This is a genomic window from Acetobacter sp. AN02, assembly GCF_029759835.1.
Classification (GTDB): domain Bacteria; phylum Pseudomonadota; class Alphaproteobacteria; order Acetobacterales; family Acetobacteraceae; genus Acetobacter.
This window is the reverse complement of the sequence record NZ_JAJJND010000005.1, coordinates 21,439-40,324: the sequence shown is the minus strand read 5'-3', so window position 1 is coordinate 40,324 and position 18,886 is coordinate 21,439. Positions and strand designations below refer to the sequence as shown.

The window sequence follows — 18,886 nt, the reverse complement described above, 5'->3', positions numbered from 1 at the left end:
AAACGCTTCGATTTGTTGCTCATGAATTCTTCTTACCTCTCGGGTCGTTCTGTCTCCACAAAACCCGGGGCAATTCACCCTGGAGGCTCGGCTGGCTGGTCGTGCCGGAAAATCTGATCCGGGCCGCCCGGGCACGCATCGGTAATCTGTTCCTCACCCCCCCTTCCCTCAGCCAGCATGCGGGCCTTGCCGCATTTGACTGCTGCGATGAACTGGAGGGACACATCGCAACCTATCGCAGGAACCGGGATCTGCTGCTGAATGCCCTGCCCGCCCTCGGCCTGAACCATATCGCCCCGCCCGACGGCGCATTTTATATCTATGCAGATATCGGTCATCTGACCGATGACAGCCTCGGATTCTGTAAGGAACTGCTCCTTGCCACGGGCGTGACAACGGCACCCGGCGTCGATTTCGATCCGGTACGCGGTCATCGCTTCATGCGCTTCAGCTTCGCGGTCTCAACCGACCGGATCGAAGAGGCCATCCGGCGGATGATCCCCTGGTTCAGGCAGAAAAGCGCGGATAAAAAATAATCTTCTCAGGCCTGAGGGGGCTTCCCGGATTCCCACAGGCTTCCGGGAATTTTATCGCAGAACGCCTTGTGCAGGGCCTTCTCCTCTTCTGAAGGACGCACTTTCCTGATGGTTCTGCTGGCCGGTCCTGTATAGGTGACAAGCTGTGCCGTGACGGTTTCTGCCGCAAGCCCGAGCCCGTGCTGCCTTCCGCCAAGAAGCTCAATATAGACCTCCGCAAGCAGCCTGCAGTCGAGAAGCGCGTTATGTGTCGTGCGTTCCGAAAGATCCACACTGTAGCGACGGCAGAGCGCATCAAGACTGTTCGGCATACCCGGAAACGTGTTGCGGGCAATCTCGAGCGTATCGATCATCCGCTCCATACCGACTTCAGGAAAACCTGCTTTCTTCAGTTCTGCATTGATGAATTTGAAATCGAACTGCGCATTATGGGCAACAAGAGGATCATCTCCGATAAAATCAAGAAATCCTTTTGCCACATCAGAGAATTTCGGCTTTCCTTCCAGATCGGCAAGCGTGAAACCATGCACCTTCGTGGCCTCGGCCGGAATGTCACGCTCAGGATTGATCAGGACATGAAATGTCTCTCCCGTCGGCAGATCGCCGATCAGTTCCAGAGCGGCAATCTCGATAATCCGGTCTCCGGTGTCAGGATCAAATCCGGTTGTCTCGGTATCAAAGAGAATCTTGCGTTCCATATCAGGTTCTTTCCCGATGCGTTTCAGATCGCAGGTGATGCAGAAGTTCACGCACCTGTCTGCGCGTCCATGCCAGAGACAGACCTGTCGGCAGGACGATATCAGCTTTATGCCGCCTGATCTGATCCGGTTTCTGACGTGCAATCAGACGTTCCGCATCCCGTCGCGACAGACACTGTCCGGATGCGTTCTTTCTCGCTGTCACACGCCTGATCTGTACCGGCCGCGGCGCGGAAACCGTCACCGTAAGATCACACTCCCGATCCGCACCGGTCTCAAACAGGAGCGGAATATCCAGAACAACCCACGGTGTCCCGATACGCCGATGATGTCGCAGAAAGCGCCTGCGTTTCTGCCGGATAAGAGGATGAATGATGCGTTCAAGCCCCTTTATGACGGCCGGATCGGCCAGTGCCGCCGCTCGCAGCCGGGCGCGATCTATAGCGGCGTCTTTTCCCTCACCGCTCACGGCATCCGGAACCAGTGCACGGATCCGTTCAACCGCTGCACCGCCCGGAGCCTGCAGCGCGTGAACGATGGCATCGGCATCACAGACGGGAAGTCCCGCCTGCATCAGCTGCTTTGCCACGGTCGATTTTCCCATCGCCATACCGCCCGTCAGTCCGAGAATTTTCATTTCCCGAGCACGTGCGAGAAGGTTGCGGCATCAACCTCCGGGTCCGCGCCGAACCATTCCCGGAATCCCAGACGCGCCTGATGCAGCAGCATCCCCAGACCACCGGCCGCCTTCAGTCCGCAGCGTGCGGCTTCTCGCAGAAGTGGGGTTTCCAGAGGCACATAGACGATATCGGACACGATCAGATCAGGACGCGCCGCAGAAAGATCCGGGCAGAACGCCGGATCCGGCCCGCCGCTCATTCCCAGAGAGGTCGTATTGATCAGCAGGTCAGCGTCTCCGAGAAGAGCTTCCCAGCCAGTCCAGTCTGCAACCCTGATTGCCGGATCCAGTGCCTGTGCCAGCTCCTCCGCCCGCGCGCGGGTCCGGTTGCTGACCGTCAGTGTCACACCCTGCTCAAGCAGTGCAGCCGCAACGGAACGCGCCGCGCCGCCCGCTCCGAGAATGAACGCATGGCCCGAGGGCTGGTAGCCGGTTTCCTGCTTCAGGCTGGCAAGCAGACCGGGGCCATCCGTGGAATAGCCATCGATCACCCCGTCCTCACGAAATACAAGCGTATTGACGGACCCGCTGCGTTTCGCGACCGGATCGAGTCGTGTGGCCAGCCGGAATGCCGTCTCCTTATGCGGGATCGTCACGTTCAGCCCGCGAAATCCGGCTGCCTGCAATCCGCGAACGGCCTCCTCAAACTTTCCGGGCTGCACGGGCAGCGGAACATAGGCTCCGTTAATGCCATGCCGGGCCAGCCAGTAATTATGCAGTCCCGGCGAGCGGGAATGAGAAACCGGCCATCCGGCAACACCCGCCAGAAGAGTGCCTCCGTCAATCATGCTCAGGGGCTTTCATAACGTTCGATGTAAATATCACGGGATCTGAGGAGCACGTCCTCCAGGAGCGCGGACCATTTTTCCTGTCCGGCCTCGCTCTCAATCAGATCCTGACGAATCTCGAGTTCAAGATGAGGAATTTCTCTCTGCTCCCCATGCGTCGGAATCGTATAATCCGTGGCTCCGGTCAGGGCATAGGGCTCATTATCGCCCGTAAGAATGCCTTTCTCCGAAAGCAGATTAAGCACGATCCGCCCGAAGCGCGGATCATAATTATGCAGCACTCCCGCCAGCCACGGACGGCGATGTCCGCCCATCACGGGCGTGAAACTGTGAAGCGCCACAAGAAACGTTTCCCGACCGGCAGCCAGTCTCCGGTCCAGCTCCTCACGGATACGGTCATGATAGGGAGCGTGGATCTCATCCTCTCTCGCCGCTCTTGCCTCCGGCGTGATCGAGCGGTTGGCGGGAATGACGGTCCCGTCACTGACCTCAACGACAGAAGTCGGGTTGCCGGGAGCCCGATTACAGTCAATAACAAGACGGGAGTAGCTCTGCTCGATCAGCAGGGTCCCGAGCCTGTCCGCCAGACGACGTCCTGTGCCGTCAATTCCTATGTCCCAGCCGATGTGGCGGGAACGTTCGGCGGCAGAAACACCAAGATCAGCCAGCGCCTCCGGGATGGCGCGGCCGGCATGATCCGAGACCAGAAGGAACGGTGATCCGCGATCCCTGCCGAAGATATGGACGGGGTTCGGATCATCAGACATCAGAAGCGGCATAACGGGTTCCCGGAAACAGAGCACAGAGGCTGATACGTCTGGAGCCTGAGTGTTTAGCGTGGAAACGGCGGAGAGGAAACGATGCAGATACGGGCCGGCTATGACATTGCGTTTGAATTTCCCGCGCCGACACCTCTGGTGCTGATGCTCGACATCAGGCCCGAGCGGGAAAATGACCTGATCACACCGCAGAGGCCGGTTTTCGAACCGTGGGTTCCGGTGCAGCGCTATATTGACGGTTTCGGAAACCGCTGCACACGAATGCTGGCTCCCGCGGGTCATTTCCGGACATATGCGGAATTCACCGTTTATGACAGCGGACATCACGAACGCCAGGGATGGGGAACGTATCAGACCCCGGTGGAGGAACTGCCGTCAGACGTCCTCGTGTTCCTCATGGGAAGCCGCTACTGCGAGACCGATCTTCTGTCCGCAACGGCATGGTCCCTGTTCGGACATACCGCAGCCGGATGGGACCGGGTCCAGGCCATCACTGACTACGTACACAACCATCTTCTGTTCAGCTACGGCAATGCCCGCGTCACCCGCACGGCGTATGAGGCATGGCAGGAGCGGACCGGCGTCTGCCGCGATTTCGCACATCTTGCCGTCACGCTGTGCCGGGCCATGAATATCCCCGCACGCTACTGCACCGGATATCTCGGCGATATCGGTGTCCCTGCCCTGCCCGATCCGATGGATTTCTCCGCCTGGTTTGAGGTGCGGATGGATGGCAGCTGGTACACAATGGATGCCCGCCATAATGAACCCCGCATCGGGCGCATCGTTATAGCCCGTGGCAGGGATGCGGCGGATGTCGCGATCACGACGTCTTTCGGCCCCCATGCCCTGACCCGGTTTGATGTCATAACCTGGGAGGAATAACCGCAGCGGCAGGAAATGGTCCCTGCCGTATCAGGCCGATATTTTTGAAAACGGAGACCGGGTTCCCTGAGGCGTGCCAGCAGCAGCCGGACCCGCGACGATGAACATTTATACAGAGGCTGACCAGGACATGACATCCATAACCGCTCTCGTCACCGGTGCCACTGCCGGTTTCGGACACGCCGTAGCAGAGCGTCTCATCCGTGACGGATACCGCGTGATCGTTACCGGCCGCCGCACCGGGCGGCTGGAGGCTCTGCGGGACACATTCGGAGAAGCGGTTCTTCCTTTCACACTCGACATGACGGACACGGCAGCCCTCAAGGCCCTGCCCGACAGCCTGCCATCAGGCTGGCAGGAGGTTGATGTACTGGTGAATAATGCCGGGCTGGCTCTCGGCCTGGATCCGGCCCAGACCGCATCCTTCCAGGACTGGGAGACGATGATCGCAACCAACGTGACCGGCCTTGCCCTGATCACCCGCGCCCTTCTGCCCGGCATGGTCGCACGCAACCGCGGTCATATCGTCTCTCTCGGCAGCACCGCAGGGCGCTACCCCTATCCCGGAGCGAATGTCTACGGCGCCTCAAAGGCCTTCGTCGCACAGTTTATGGACAACCTCCGCGCCGATCTTCTGGGCACACGCATCCGCGCAACCTGCCTGGAACCCGGCCTGTGCGGCGGCAGCGAGTTCAGCAGCGTCCGGCTGGGCGACGACTCAAAGGCAGCCGAGGTCTATGCCGGAACGCAGCCCATCGTTCCGGAAGATATTGCTGAAGCCGTTTCCTGGGTGCTGTCGCTCCCGGCCCATGTGAACATCAATCATATGGAAATGATGCCCGTCTGCCAGGCATCCGCCGGTCTCGCCGTAAAGAGGAATATTGCATGAAACGCCTGAAGAGCAGCGAATATAAGCCCGCGGAACTGCGGGAAATGGCTGCACGTCTGACAAAACGCTACCGTGTGACGGATGGAGATTCGTTCCGCCTCAGCTCATACGACCCGCGCGACAAGGCCGGTCTGGAGATCAGCAAGAAAGAAGGAAAAGCCCTGCTGCGGCGGGCAAAATCCTACCTTTCGGATCTTCAGGATCTGCTCAGCGCCAATGCCACCTCCTCCATGCTCATCGTCTTCCAGGGCATGGATGCGGCGGGCAAGGACGGCACGATCAGGCACGTCATGTCGGGCGTCAACCCGCAGGGCGTCTCTGTCACATCCTTCAAACAGCCCGGCCCGCAGGCGCTGCTGCACGGATTTTTGTGGAGAATACACCAGGCCGCTCCCGCAGCCGGACGTATCGGTATCTTCAACCGCAGCCAGTATGAGGATGTGCTCGTTACAAGAGTGCATCCGGAACAGCTGCAGCATGAACATCTTCCCGGCAAAATCAATACGGAAGACTTCTGGCTGGGCCGTTATGCGGATATCAGCAATTTCGAACACTATCTGAGCCGCCAGGGAACCGTTGTCCTCAAGTTTTTTCTCAATATTTCAAAAAAAGAACAGAGAAAGCGTCTGCTTTCCCGCCTGAATACACCAGAGAAACAGTGGAAGTTCTCCCCCAGCGACCTTGAAGGCCGCAATTACTGGAACAGTTACCAAGACGCCTATCAGGAAGCCGTCCGGCATACCTCAAAAGATTTCGCACCCTGGATCGTTGTTCCGGCTGACCGGAAATGGTTTGCCCGCCTGGTGGTCATTGCCTGCGTGATCGACGCGCTGGAGCAGCTCGGGCAGACCGCACCGGATATCTCTCCGGACATGCGCGGCGCGCTGGACCAGTATCGGACCGCACTGATGCAGGAAACGAACTGATCTCGCACCGCAGCGCGGATCGTGCCAGGATGGGGGGATGAACAGCACGCCTTTTACACCCCGCTCTCAGTATCCCCTGCATCTCCGGGCCGCGGATGGCAGCTCCGGCGCGGCTCCGGTTCCTGCCCGTGAATCCCTTCCCCGCTGGGATCTCTCCGATCTCTATGCAGGCATTGACGATCCGGCAATCGAGGCCGATCTCGAAGCCGCCCGGGTGGCAGCAAAAGACTTTGAAGCGCGTTACAGCACGAAAATTGCCGGGCTGTCCGGAACGGAACTGGCCGATGCCATAGAACTTTACCAGAAGACAGAGGAAACGCTCGGGCGGGCGGGTTCGTATGCCTCGCTTATGTTCGCGGCCAGGACCGATGATGCGGAAACGGCCCGCTTCAGCCAGTCGATCAATGAGCGCCTGACGGAAATCTACGCCCATCTTCTGTTCTTCACTCTCGAAATCAATGTGATTGAAGAGACTGCCCTTGAGGAGAAACTGCAGGACAAAGCCCTGCAGACATGGCTCCCGTTTCTGCGGGACTCCCGGATGTACCGCCCTCACCAGCTTTCCGATGAGGTGGAGCGCGTTCTTCTGGAAAAATCCCCCGCGGGAAGTCAGGCCTGGCATCGCCTGTTCGACGAGACCATAACCGGGCTGCGCGTATCGATCGGCTCCGGAGTGCTCACGGTCGGGGAAGCCCTCAACCGGCTGTCATCTGCGGATCGCAAAGAGCGTGAGGAAGCCGGACGCGCGGTCGGCAAAACCTTTGGCGAGAATATCCGCCTGTTCTCTCTGGTCATGAACACCCTTGCCAAAGACAAGGCCATTGAGGATTCCCTGCGCAAATACCCGCGCCCCGGCTCTTTCCGCAATCTGTCGAACCGGGTGGAAGATGAGGTTGTGGACGCCCTCGTCTCGGCAGTCGTCGCGGACTATCCCCGCCTTGCGCACCGGTATTACGCACTGAAAGCAAAATGGCTCGGGCTGGAGAAACTGGAGCACTGGGACCGGAATGCTCCGCTGCCCGGAGACGATGACCGTCTCATTCCCTGGGAAGAGGCAAAGGAGCGTGTCCGGACAGCCTACACCGCTTTTGATCCTCGTATGGGTGAGATTGCGTCACGATTCCTCGATCATCCGTGGATTGACGCAGCCCCGGTTCCGGGGAAATCTGCCGGTGCCTTCGCGCACCCCTGCGTGCCGTCGGCTCATCCCTATATTCTCATGAATTATCACGGGAAAACGCGGGATGTAATGACGCTGGCCCACGAGATGGGCCACGGGATTCATCAGGTTCTTGCAGCTCGCCAGGGATATATCCAGTCCGCTACTCCGCTGACCCTTGCGGAAACCGCCAGCGTCTTCGGCGAGATGCTGACCTTCCAGTCACTTCTGGACAGCGAGACGGACCCGGAGCGCAGGCGCCGTCTTCTCGCGGGCAAGGTGGAGGATATGCTCAACACCGTCGTCCGCCAGATCGCGTTCTACCGTTTCGAGACCCTGCTGCACGAGGAACGCCGCAAGGGCGAACTGCTTCCAGAGCGCTTTGGGGAACTCTGGCGGCAGGTCCAGACCGAAAGCCTCGGCCCTGTCTTTAATTTCACTCCTGAATACGATGTGTTCTGGGCCTATGTACCGCACTTCTTCCATACACCCTTCTATGTGTATGCCTACGCATTCGGAGACTGCCTGGTGAATGCCCTTTACGGGGTGTTTCAGGACGGTCTCCCGGATTTCCGCGATAAATACATGGAGATGCTCGAAGCCGGAGGCACCCTGCGGCACAGGGAACTGCTTGCTCCGTTCGGCCTTGATGCGTCCGATCCGGAGTTCTGGCGTCGTGGCCTGGACGTGATCTCAGGCTTCATCGATCAGCTTGAGCAGGTGTGAGACAATGGCAGAGCGTGACCTGGACGACAGTGGCCTCTTCGGCGAATTCCGCCGCATGGTGCGGACAACAGGTACGGTTGGCGGAATTGCCGCACGCCTGGCCGGAAACAGACTTGGCATCCGCAGCGGTGGAAGTGCCCATGCAGAGGGTCTGAAACTGATCCTCGGCGGACTGAAAGGCCCGCTGATGAAGGCCGCGCAGCTGCTTGCAACGATCCCGGGCGCGCTGCCGGAAGAATATGCCGAAGAGCTTTCACAGCTTCAGGCCAATGCTCCGCCGATGGGCTGGAATTTCATACGCCGCCGCATGAGCGGCGAACTGGGCGCGGACTGGCAGACAAAATTCCGGCAATTCAGCCGCGAGGCAGCCTCCGCCGCCAGCCTGGGCCAGGTCCATAAGGCCGTTCTGACCACGGGAGAGACCGTCGCCTGCAAACTGCAGTATCCCGATATGACCACTTCGGTTGAGGCTGATCTGAAGCAGTTTCGTATGGCGATGGGTGTCTATCAGCGCATGGACAACGCTATCCGGCAGGAAGACGTGGTCGAGGAACTGACAGAGCGCCTCCGTGAGGAACTGGACTACACGCGTGAAGCCGCAAACATGCGTCTTTACGACGACATGCTGTCAGGCCGGACAGACGTCACCGTGCCGCAGCCGATCGCAGCGCTCAGCACCCGTCGTCTGCTGACCATGACATGGGCAGACGGGCGATCCCTCAAATCGGTCCTTGCCGAAAATCCCTCCCAGGAGATTCGCAACGAGATCGCAAAGGCACTTTTCTATGCCTGGTATATTCCGCTCTACCACTATGGCGTGATCCACGGCGATCCGCATATGGGAAACTATACCGTCCGGGCGGATAACGGCATTAACCTGCTGGATTTCGGCAGTATCCGGATTTTTGAACCCACCTTCATCAAGGCCATTATCGATCTGTGTGAGGCCCTGCGCCGCAAGGACCGCGATATGGCCGCCGAGGCCTATCGGGCATGGGGCTTTGAAAATCTGTCTTACGAGACGATGGATGTCCTCAACGAATGGGCGGAGTTTCTTTACGCACCGGCGCTTGATGATCGTGTGAGGGAAATTCAGGAAGGTCCTGGCGGAACATTCGGCCGGGAAATCATGACGCGTGTTCATGCAGGACTTCAGCGTACCGGCGGCGTAAAGCCTCCGAGAGCCTTCGTTCTCGTGGACCGCTCCGCCATCGGTCTCGGATCCGTATTCATGCGGATCGGCGCCAGGCTGAACTGGTGCCAGATGTTCCGGGAACTGACAGACGGTTTCGATGTCACCGCTCTCGCGTCAAGACAGACGGAAGCCCTGGAAAAAGCCGGAATTCCACACCTGACCTCCTGAACCACAGGCCGTAATGTTGCTTTTTGGCAACATTACGGGTCCGACATAAATATATGGTCACATTTCTCCCTTGTGAAAAGCGCAGGACTCCATAACCATACCGAAACGAAACCCGTTTCGTGTGCATGGAGAATTTTCCTGATCATGACGTCCCGCCGCCGGCTGTTCGCCGCCACAATTCTCGCCGTTCCGATGGTCAGCATGATCCCGGATACAGACGCTGAAGCAGCTGCCTCCCGTCATCACACGAAGGCTCATGGCCACTCTGCAGCGAAAACCGCTGCCCCTGCAGGCGCCCCCGCCACTGCAGCAGTAAAGAACAAAGCCCCTCTTCAGCCCTATCACTCGTCAGCCAATGAAGAGGTGGCCGTTCGCACGAACCGTCATGCTTCCGTCAAAAGAAAAGCGCGTGAAAGCACGTCATCGGTCTCCATCGTCACGTCAGAAACCCTGCAGCGTGCCGGTCAGATCAATCTTGCTGATGCCCTGACGAAAACCTATGCCTCCGTCAACGTGGAAGCCATGGGAAGTGACGCAGCGGCACTCGTCTCCTCGATCCATATGCGCGGTCTGAGTTCGAACCACGTCGTTGTTCTGCTTGACGGCCATCGCCGCCATACGACCGGCAATATGACTGCAGTAGGCGGGCCGAATTTCGGAACGACCGGCGTCGATCTCAACATGATTCCGTCTAACATGATTGACCATATGGAAATCATGGAAGATGGTGCCGCACCACGCTACGGCGGAGACGCACTTGCCGGCGTCATCAACATCATTACCAAGAAAACCAATCACGGACTGAGCATCAGCGGGCAGACCGGTGCCAATGCCTATAACGGTGACGGCTGGAACTATCAGCTGAATGCAGATGGCGGCTTCAAGCTCGGAAATGACGGTTTCCTTCATCTGTTCGGACAGATGTACCACGCGGACCATTTCGTCGCGAAAAATGCCCACGACCACCGGCTGCTGACCGGAGACGCTCTGCTGGCCCGTCCTTCCTACGCAGATTCGGGTCTGTATACCGGACCGGTAAATCTTCCGGATTCATCAAACAAAATCACAAGCACACCGGAAGAGACCCGCGAGAATTTCGGACTGGACTGGGAAAAGCCCCTGAACGAGAACGTCACGTTCTTCGGCAGCATCACCTATGCTCACCGGCATTCGGAAGCCTATGAGAACTTCCGCCTGCCGACCATTGCCCCCTCCCTGTGGCCCTATGGTTTCTCACCGCTGGAGACAATCGAGGAGAACGACTACGCGGCAACAGTCGGCGCACGCGGGAATAACTTCCTAGGCTTCAAATGGAGCGCGACCTCAACCTACGGTGCCGATTACAATAAAATCGGCAACAAACACACCGCCAACCCGAACATGCTGGCCTCCACCTGTTCGCTCGATCCTTCCAGCAGCTTCTACTCATCTGCAGGCTGCGGATGGTCCCCGACAACAGCTCTGGCCCAGAAATTCAATATGGCCCAGTGGACCAACGATCTCGATTTCAGCCGCAGGTTCAGGATGACGAAAAGCATCCCTGTCGACGTGTCCTTCGGCATGGAGCACCGGCTTGATTCCTATCAGATGTGGGCGGGTAACGCGCCTTCCTATATCCTGGGCGGAACACAGGGTTTTGCCGGTCTGATGCCTGCCAACGCAGGTAAATGGTACCGTAACGTCTGGTCCTGGTATCTTGATGGCACGTTCCACTTCACCAAAAACTGGGTAGTGGATTTTGCAGGCCGCTTTGAGCATTATACCGATGCGGGCAACGCAGAGATCGGCAAGGTCTCCACGCGTTATGACGTGACAAAATGGCTTGCCCTGCGTGGCACGATCAATAACGGCTTCCGCGCTCCGACCCTTGCGGAGCAGCATTACAGCTCCATGAATGTCGGACCGACCAGCGCCGAAGGCCTCCTGGCAGCGGACTCCGATGCAGCCAGAGCAATCGGCGGCGGCAAACTCAAGGCCGAGCGTTCCACAAACGTTTCAGGTGGTATCGTTGTAGAGCCGCTCAAGGACTTCAATGTCGAGGTCAACGTCTATCAGACCGATATCCGTGACCGTATCGGCATGGGAAATGTCATCAGCGGTCCTTCAGCGATCAATGCTCTTTCAAATCTCGGCTTTGAACGTCCCGCAGGTGTTTCCGATCAGGGCGTGTCAGCGTACAGCATGGTCAACGCTGGCAGCACCCGCACACAGGGCCTGGATATCACTGCCGATTATACGTTCCGCATGCGCCGGTATGGTAATCTGAATCTGTCCATGTCGCTGGATCTCAACCGGACAAGAATGCACCACACCCCTGGCGGCAATACACTGAACGCACAGACGATCGGTTATCTGACAACCGCCTACCCACGCAGCAAGATCATCCTGAACGCCTACTACAACGTCGGAAAATGGGATGTGAACATCCGTCAGACACGCTGGGGTCAGACAACCAACATGCTGTCCTATCAGGACTGGGCTCCGGCCGCGCTCCAGTACTCCACCACCGACTTCTATCAGTTCAAGAATACGCCCCGCTGGCTGACGGATCTTGAAGTCGGATATCGTGTCAATAAACAGTGGCATCTTGCCGTCGGTGCCAACAACATCTTCAATATCCGCCCCCGCAGGGTTCCGAATATCGTCAACTACCTCGGAGCAAAACCCTACGATATTTCATCATCCCAGATCTCAATGACCGGCGCGTATTACTACGGGCGGATCAACGCAAATTTCTGATACATCACGCTCATTACCGTTCCTCAGAAGCCGGGAATTTTTTCCCGGCTTTTTTTATTCAGAATCATACATCCGACCGCTTGACGGCACCTCCGCTCTCACATACAACTCCACCTGTCCACGCTGTCCCGTTCGTCTAGAGGCCTAGGACACCGCCCTTTCACGGCGGCAACACGGGTTCGAATCCCGTACGGGACGCCAATCTTTCCAATGACTTAGAGTTTCGGTCACGGAATGATTGACTGCTTTTGGGCCCGCCTTGGGCCCATCGCCAAAAAAGACGATAAGCACATGGTCCCAATGGGCCCATGAAAAGGCTATGCTGGGCCCAGGCGAGGCTCACCATGAAAGACCGAATCACTTCTGCCAAAATCGATCCCGCAACAGGCCGCGCTCTTCCCGCAGGCGTGGAGTATCGCGGTAAGGGCCAGTATCGAGCCCGCAAGCGTATCGCTGGCGGAGAGCGGATCCATCAAACCTTCACCTCGGCCAAACTGGCCCGACGCTGGCTGGACACGACGTCCGCCAAACTGGAACTCGGACAGTTTGAGGACACGCGCCCACTGGAACGCCAGACCGTCCGCGAACTGGTCGACCGTTACGTGCGCGAGGAGATGCAGACCCGGGAGAATGATCGCAAAGGTCACATCCCCTCCATTCTCCAGGACGAGATCGCACAGCTTGCGCTGGTCGATCTGACCCCGACGGCAGTTCGCGGCTTCCGGGATCGGCTGGCTGAGAAATATAGCGCCGCAACGGTCGTCAAACGGCTCAACCTGCTGGCCGCGATCTGCCAGCATGCGATCGCAGAGTGGGACCTGCCCTTTTCAAAAAACCCGGCTGCCGCAACGGCGGTCAAACGTCCCGCTGGCGCAGACAAGAAGCGCAACCGTCGTCTCATCGGCGATGAATACAACCGCCTTCTGGAAGCCATGGCAACATCGCCCTGGCCCGATGATGTCGTATTCGTCCAATTCGCCATTGAACAAGGCACCCGACGGGAGGAAGCCCTGACACTCCGCTGGCGTGACATTGACTTTGATCGTCACGCCTTGTCCTTGGGAAAAACGAAAACCATGCATCGCGCCATCGAACGTGGCCCGGAAATCCGTCCCCTGACACCCGGTGCGGCCCGCCTGCTGCGGACCCTTCAGGCACAACGCAAATCCGCCCGACCGGGCGATCTCGTCTTTGACATTGGCAGCAAGGACGCTTTCTCCGTCCGGTTCGGGCGGATGACGAAGAAAGCAGGTCTCAGGGATCTCACGTTTCATGACCTTCGCCACGAAGCGACGAGCCGTCTCGCAAGGATTTACACGAACCCCCTGGAACTTCGCCGCGTGACGGGACACAAGGATATCAAGTCCCTTGACAGGTACTATCAACCCCACACGGAAGATCTAGCCGCCAAAGCCATCGCATATGAAAAGCGTAACTTTGTCGATAAAGAATAGCGTTTCCGTCAGGCTGTCACGAATGACAGCCTGATCAGAGCTACAAGCAATAGTGCTGCGATCACAATCCAGAAACTGAAATCCGGACTGAAGAGCAAACTCTCCCCTCGCCCCCGCCGCTTTTTCCGAAGCTGCTTTCTCTCGGTCTCAAGGAGCTTCCGCTCAAGGAAATCATCCAGATCCTCAACACGAAAACACCGGACCCGGCCAATTTTCAACGACCGAATTCCCAACGCCTCATGCTGGTTCCGCAACGTTCCTTCAGCGATTCCAAGATGCAACGCCGCCGCAGCGTAACGTAACGATCCACGAGGCTCTATTGCGACAGTTTTTCTTTTAGCCGCTGACATGATGATGCTCCGGTTTTGGGAAACCGATCGAACGTCGGATCCGGCAAGGCAGTGCTTTCAGATCTCCGTCATCCGCTGTTGTTCTGGACATTGTCACAACCTCCATGAAGGGAAGCTGACTTCACTCGATGCTCGGGACTTGAGCCTCGAATCATGCGCCTGTTTCCCTGTCTATTCAGGGTATGAGACATTCCTGAAACGGCAAGACGGTTTTTTCGCAATTTTTGACATCGTTCGATTGCGCTCCGGATACCAAAACTGATGTCATGCGCTACCATTCCTGGCGTGGGAGCTCCGGTTCCGGTCACCCCACGCCTCAGACATCGGTCCTTCTTAGAGCGACATCTCTCAGTCACTCCCGTCGTCAGCGATCCGGTCCACCAGAGACTGGCACAGTGCCTTCAGGTCTTCTGGACGCGCCAGCAGGTCGAGAAAGATGCAGACTGGGGTGATGCCAACACGGCGGTAGAAGGCTTCGCGCCGCTCGAAGCGCTCCAGCCCCCGGCGCTCATGATCGTTGCGGGTGATGCGGTTCACACCGCAGCAGCCGATCACCTCGATGAAGCAGGCGGCATCCCGACGTCGCAGCGTCAGATCTGCTTTCTCGGGCCCCATATCAGGCATGATCGGCTGGTGAAGATCGATCTCCATATCCTCATGTTTGAGAGAATCCAGTATCTGATACACGATACGTTCAGGCAGGGATTCCAGTATCTTGCCATCCGACGCTGTGGTTCCCGTGGACGGCAGATCTGGCCAGCGAGCCCTTGCCTGGGTATCGACGCGCGCCCAGTCCCGCTGACCGGACTCACCGATGAACACCAGATGTTGGCCGGCCGGGCCGAGATACCGGCAGATGACCTCGCTCGGTGGGGCGCCGAGGGCACGGGCCAGGTCCCGATAGGTGATGAGATCGGCCTCGGTGGGATGAAAACGGGACGGCGTGGCATCGCCTGAAGAGAGAAACATTGTTTATTGTCCTTATGAAACGAAATCAGACGCGACATGAGCGCGCCTGTTGAGGGAAGAAATGGGTGTGAATGTGGGCGAGGATGGAGAGCGTTAATCGCAGCCTGAGCCTTCGCCATCCAGGATTTTGCTGGTCACGCACCGGACTTTGCGACCGATCATGCGCGTCAGAATGACGACGCCCTCCAGGATACGGTCGTCCGTATTGCCTTCGAGCGATTGGCTTATGGCAAAGTCAAGCAGCCGGTGCAGGGCCACGAGCTGCATAAGATCCGCCTCCACTACAGAAGAAGTAGTTGTATGATCAGACATTGATTTTCTCGTTTACAAGTATTGCGGGACGAGGAACCCACACGCAAAAAACCGATACCAGATCGGATAAGAACAAAATCCTTTGGGGAATTTAGGGTGTGAGACCTCAAAGCCCGGGAAAAATCAGGATCAGATCACACAATAAAAACAGACCAAGAAATACTGCACCGTCAACCGCACCAGAGCTCGCAAGACTCGTTTCTGAAAAACACCAACTTAATCCGTTATAGATTCGAACTGATCCTGCCGACCTGAAAAGCGTTACTGTTTTTTGGAGCGCTGGCGTGCCCGCTTCCGCGCGGCCGCGACCTGGGTGTTCTTTGCAACGTCCGTCCGCTGGGCTTCAGACATCAGGGCGGCGATCACACGGCTTCTTACACTGGCACCCTCAAGGTCCTAGACAGTCTGGCCGCTCGCGTACCGTGCGTGATGAGACCAGTTGCGACCGAGGGGATGCAGCTGCCCACTGCTCTTGCAAGCCTCGCCGGACAGAGCGGCGAAGATCTCGCAGCTCTGATTGTCAGCTTCCATGACGACGCGACGACACATGCCGGAATGGTCCGGGCTGGACGACGCTTTATTCGAGGGCGACATGATCAGGCTGTTGTGGCAGAGGCTCTGAAACCAGTCGCCGCAGGTCAGACAGACATACGAAAGTGTGGATAATCGGAAGCTACTACAATCCAAAATAACAAAAACCTGTATCCTGATGTCAGGGAACGGGTTTTTGTCGGTTCCCCTGAAAAGGGGATATAACAGTCGTCAAAGTCGACTAAACTTCTGGACCTTTAGATAATTCGCGTCAGATGGTGCTGGTCGGGTCGCGCCCAGAATCAGTGAGGATGCATGTCAGAGCATTCGCTCATCCTTTTACTGGGAAGGAATGAATCTACGCCTATCGTTCAAATCCCCCGCTCCGGTCTTTTTTACGCGATTGGACCTGTTCTTTCTTCTTCCTCTTTTTTAATTGTTTCTCCTCCTCACCGTCCTGTTCCTTCGCTTCTGTGGCGTTCCGGAATGCACGCTGTGCAACGCGCGTCTGTTCCGCCAGAGCCGCTATTATTTTGTGCATGATCTCCAGGTCGCCGCCACTCTCTTCAATGACCATATCGGTCAGCTCATTCATTCTCTCACGGAGACGGTCAACAATACTTAGGGGCACGGATGAATCAGCTTTCACGCGTGGCGTGACCTTCGATGAAGGGGTCTCTGGAAGCTCTTTCCCGGCTCCCGGCTGCGGCAGTGACGTTTCCATCTTCTGGAGAACCTCTTGCTGTTGTGGGCATTCGGTTACAAACGTCGGCGGCAGTTCGTTCCATGATCTGTCTGCTTCATCGAACAAAGACCAGTTTTCCGCTGCTGTTCGCTCTACCCACACCGTGCCGGTTATTTTGCGCGCGAATACGGCATTTCGTTTATGCGCAATCCCACCAATTGCAGCGACTTCCTCCTGCGCAGCCTGACGGAGCAGGCGACGGGCGAACTCCCGGACATCTGGTGCCTCATTTTCGGGCTCCCGCGTCGCCTCCAGAAAAAGCGCAAGCATTTTCAGAGCTGCTTGATCAGCAACATTAGCTGTCATCCGCTGCTGTACTGTTCCAAAAAGCTGACGTGATGTCGCCAGGCCGGCACTTTTGAGAATATCCTCCGGTTTGATCCGGCCCGAAAAAATGTCTTTGTGGAAGACGTGTGGCCCTAACGGCCCTGTCCGCCGAAAGCCAACTCTGCGTTGGCTTTTTACCAACGCTTTCCAGGCCATAAAGCGCTGATTGGCCGTCTGTTCACTTTCACGATTGATACGCTGTCGGGTTGCGTGCTCGTCACGGACCACATAGCCCTTCGCCGCCTGCTTGTCCGCAATGATCCGACGTGTATGCGGCATGGGCTCAATATCCAACCCCATATCTTTATAAGATCTGGGATCGTAGCGCACCGGAACGCCATGGGAGGACAGGACGATATTGGCCGTCTGCGCATATAATTCCCGCAGTCGCTCGGGATACTTCCGGCCACTCATCGTGCGATCCTTGTTCTGCTTGAAAGGGCGCTTTGTGACGTAATGCCGCGAGGAATCCCGCTCACGGGTCGTGATCGTAAAATCCCAGACCTGTTCTCCCGTCTCGGGATTGGTCATTTTTCGGGCCGGGCGGTCGGTGAAAACGATGTGAGCATGATAGTTCCGATCATCATTCTTGCCCGTAGGCCGATGAATAGCAGCCCAGTAGGGAATTCCATTTTGCTCGAAAGCGTCCCGGGTAAACCGCCTCACAATTTCGGCTCGAATGGCGTCATTGGCCTCATGTGGCAACTCCAGAACGAGCCGGTGTTGGGTGCGGCCATTTTTCGCTTCGGTGGCGTGAACCTGTTCCCAGAAGGATTGCCGTTCGGCCATCGTGCTGCCGATGGTCCCGAACGATGCCAGCCCCTCATCCGACATCGTCTTAATCGGATTTTCAATATACCGTTGCGCCATTGGCGCCGATCCATAGGAACTGTCCTGCGCACGAGACACTGGCAATGGCCCCGGCTCCGCGACCACCCCTTCACGCTCGACATAAAGCTGGTGCGCCCCTTCCGTCGTCGTAGCGCGCCGATGCGCCTTTCTTGAGTTACCAGCTTTTCCCTTGGTGCCCGACGAACTAACACTTGCCTTTGAGATCCAGGTCAGACCGAGATGGAATGGTATCCCTCCGGTGTCCGGAGCCGAAAGGCGGAGTGAGGGCACATTGCGAAGCTGGCGACTGGTTGTGCACAGCGCCTTCTTAACAATGCTACGAAGGACTGATTTCGTTGGGGTCTGCAGGACGGCCTGAAAGTCACCCCTTTGGGCATTCGCCTTTTGTCTCGCCAAACGGTCGGCGCGTTCGATGATACGCGTGACCACTGCCGCGCTCGCTGCTCGTATGAGACTCAACTCAGATTTCGGGTAGTACGCCATACGCCGTGATTCCCTTCCTCTCAGAAGCGTAAACGCACTCTCCCAGATGAAAAGATACATTTTTGAGCAACGCCGTCCGCATGCCCCGCAAATCGGAAAAATGACGTCAGCACAGCGCAGGCAGGGTCAATGACGCCATTCCTGAAGTGTCATGAGCCAGAAGCAAAGGGAGCCGAACCTGTTCGGCGATAGAACAAGAAAAAATTCAAAAAAAATCCAGCAAATTCATATGCATCCAGAGGATGCGTATGAATTTGCGGTAGCGTGCCTTCACACGCCCAAAAACCAAAACACGCCAGAAAAAGGAAAAATGGCTGTTTTCTGACGTTTTCTAGGATTCATGACGTCAATGACGCTTTGCGTGACGCCTGTCATGACGCCACAGATGACAGGTACTGACAGTGTCACTGGCCCCATGACACCATTTGAGGTGGTGTCATGACGCCGTCATCCCGGCCTCTCAGGGAGCACCAAAGGTGCGATAGAAATGACACCCACGTGACACCGTCATGACGGTGTCACCACCTCATTTAACCGTCAAAACACAGTTTTACGAAAAGCGCTAGTTGCACCAGCCCCCCCTCTCACCGGACGACGAAGATGCCGAACCATCCTTCGTTTGCAATGATGACTGCTTCCAAACTTGATATTCTGGTCCCTCTTTGATTGATAAAAGCTCATTTTTTCTGGTTGATG

Annotated in this window: 18 protein-coding genes and 1 tRNA gene; 11 read left to right on the top strand and 8 right to left on the bottom strand. The window is 57.1% G+C overall.

What is annotated here, in order from left to right; translation table 11 throughout:
* Positions 1-536 (top strand): pyridoxal phosphate-dependent aminotransferase (locus LOC54_RS01270; protein WP_279312007.1); only part of this gene is annotated, 536 nt, incomplete at its 5' end.
* Between the two features lie 5 nt (positions 537-541).
* On the opposite strand, the gene dnaQ is transcribed toward LOC54_RS01270, so the two are convergent.
* Genes dnaQ through LOC54_RS01250 form a run of 4 tightly spaced genes read right to left on the bottom strand, consistent with a single transcriptional unit; the run spans position 542 to position 3,480 of the window.
* The gene (gene dnaQ, locus LOC54_RS01265) at positions 542-1,234 is read right to left on the bottom strand and encodes a DNA polymerase III subunit epsilon (protein ID WP_279312006.1); all 693 of its coding nucleotides are present in this window, start codon (positions 1,232-1,234) and stop codon (positions 542-544) included.
* Between the two features lies 1 nt (position 1,235).
* Positions 1,236-1,871, bottom strand: a complete 636-nt coding sequence (gene coaE, locus LOC54_RS01260) for a dephospho-CoA kinase (RefSeq protein ID WP_279312005.1) — start codon at positions 1,869-1,871, stop codon at positions 1,236-1,238.
* Positions 1,868-2,701, bottom strand: a complete 834-nt coding sequence (locus LOC54_RS01255; protein ID WP_279312004.1) for a shikimate dehydrogenase — start codon at positions 2,699-2,701, stop codon at positions 1,868-1,870. Before LOC54_RS01255 ends, coaE begins: the two co-directional genes overlap by 4 nt.
* Positions 2,702-2,703: 2 nt before the next feature.
* Positions 2,704-3,480 (bottom strand): N-formylglutamate amidohydrolase, encoded by a 777-nt coding sequence (locus LOC54_RS01250; protein ID WP_279312003.1) that lies wholly within the window; start codon positions 3,478-3,480, stop codon positions 2,704-2,706.
* Positions 3,481-3,561: 81 nt separating this feature from the next.
* Here LOC54_RS01250 and LOC54_RS01245 point away from each other — a divergent pair, with 81 nt between their 5' ends.
* The 8 genes from LOC54_RS01245 (at position 3,562) to LOC54_RS01210 (ending at position 13,621) form a co-directional block, all read left to right on the top strand.
* Entirely contained in the window at positions 3,562-4,365 is an 804-nt protein-coding gene (locus LOC54_RS01245; RefSeq protein WP_279312002.1) for a transglutaminase family protein, read from the top strand.
* 100 nt (positions 4,366-4,465) lie between these two features.
* Complete coding sequence (locus LOC54_RS01240; RefSeq protein ID WP_279312001.1) at positions 4,466-5,254, top strand: SDR family NAD(P)-dependent oxidoreductase; 789 nt, start codon at positions 4,466-4,468, stop codon at positions 5,252-5,254.
* A gap of 44 nt (positions 5,255-5,298) precedes the next feature.
* A complete protein-coding gene (locus tag LOC54_RS01235) occupies positions 5,299-6,180 on the top strand; it encodes a polyphosphate kinase 2 family protein (RefSeq protein WP_279312008.1) in 882 nt (293 codons plus the stop codon).
* A 37-nt stretch (positions 6,181-6,217) separates the two neighbouring features.
* Positions 6,218-8,065, top strand: a complete 1,848-nt coding sequence (locus tag LOC54_RS01230; protein ID WP_279312000.1) for a M3 family oligoendopeptidase — start codon at positions 6,218-6,220, stop codon at positions 8,063-8,065.
* A gap of 4 nt (positions 8,066-8,069) precedes the next feature.
* Positions 8,070-9,428 carry an AarF/ABC1/UbiB kinase family protein gene (locus tag LOC54_RS01225; protein WP_279311999.1) on the top strand — a complete coding sequence of 453 codons (1,359 nt, stop codon included), beginning with the start codon at positions 8,070-8,072 and terminating at the stop codon, positions 9,426-9,428.
* Between the two features lie 144 nt (positions 9,429-9,572).
* Positions 9,573-12,167: a TonB-dependent receptor gene (locus LOC54_RS01220; RefSeq protein WP_279311998.1), complete on the top strand. Its 2,595-nt coding sequence runs from the start codon at positions 9,573-9,575 to the stop codon at positions 12,165-12,167.
* A gap of 125 nt (positions 12,168-12,292) precedes the next feature.
* Positions 12,293-12,368: transfer RNA gene (locus LOC54_RS01215), tRNA-Glu, on the top strand.
* 143 nt (positions 12,369-12,511) lie between these two features.
* Complete coding sequence (locus LOC54_RS01210) at positions 12,512-13,621, top strand: site-specific integrase (protein WP_279311997.1); 1,110 nt, start codon at positions 12,512-12,514, stop codon at positions 13,619-13,621.
* 8 nt (positions 13,622-13,629) lie between these two features.
* Here LOC54_RS01210 and LOC54_RS01205 read toward each other — a convergent pair whose 3' ends face one another.
* The 3 genes from LOC54_RS01205 to LOC54_RS01195 all read right to left on the bottom strand — a co-directional run bounded on the left by LOC54_RS01205 (position 13,630) and on the right by LOC54_RS01195 (position 15,252).
* Positions 13,630-13,971, bottom strand: a complete 342-nt coding sequence (locus LOC54_RS01205; protein WP_124306470.1) for a hypothetical protein — start codon at positions 13,969-13,971, stop codon at positions 13,630-13,632.
* 348 nt (positions 13,972-14,319) lie between these two features.
* Positions 14,320-14,940 carry a hypothetical protein gene (locus LOC54_RS01200; RefSeq protein ID WP_279311996.1) on the bottom strand — a complete coding sequence of 207 codons (621 nt, stop codon included), beginning with the start codon at positions 14,938-14,940 and terminating at the stop codon, positions 14,320-14,322.
* Between the two features lie 93 nt (positions 14,941-15,033).
* Positions 15,034-15,252 (bottom strand): hypothetical protein, encoded by a 219-nt coding sequence (locus LOC54_RS01195; protein ID WP_077930969.1) that lies wholly within the window; start codon positions 15,250-15,252, stop codon positions 15,034-15,036.
* Between the two features lie 429 nt (positions 15,253-15,681).
* Between LOC54_RS01195 and LOC54_RS01190 the strand changes: the two genes are divergently transcribed.
* Positions 15,682-15,918 carry a hypothetical protein gene (locus tag LOC54_RS01190; protein ID WP_279311995.1) on the top strand — a complete coding sequence of 79 codons (237 nt, stop codon included), beginning with the start codon at positions 15,682-15,684 and terminating at the stop codon, positions 15,916-15,918.
* A 229-nt stretch (positions 15,919-16,147) separates the two neighbouring features.
* Here LOC54_RS01190 and LOC54_RS01185 read toward each other — a convergent pair whose 3' ends face one another.
* Entirely contained in the window at positions 16,148-18,190 is a 2,043-nt protein-coding gene (locus LOC54_RS01185; RefSeq protein ID WP_279311994.1) for a MobA/MobL family protein, read from the bottom strand.
* 151 nt (positions 18,191-18,341) lie between these two features.
* Between LOC54_RS01185 and LOC54_RS01180 the strand changes: the two genes are divergently transcribed.
* Positions 18,342-18,515, top strand: coding sequence for a hypothetical protein (locus tag LOC54_RS01180; RefSeq protein ID WP_279311993.1), 174 nt, complete (start codon positions 18,342-18,344; stop codon positions 18,513-18,515).
* Positions 18,516-18,886 lie beyond the last annotated feature (371 nt).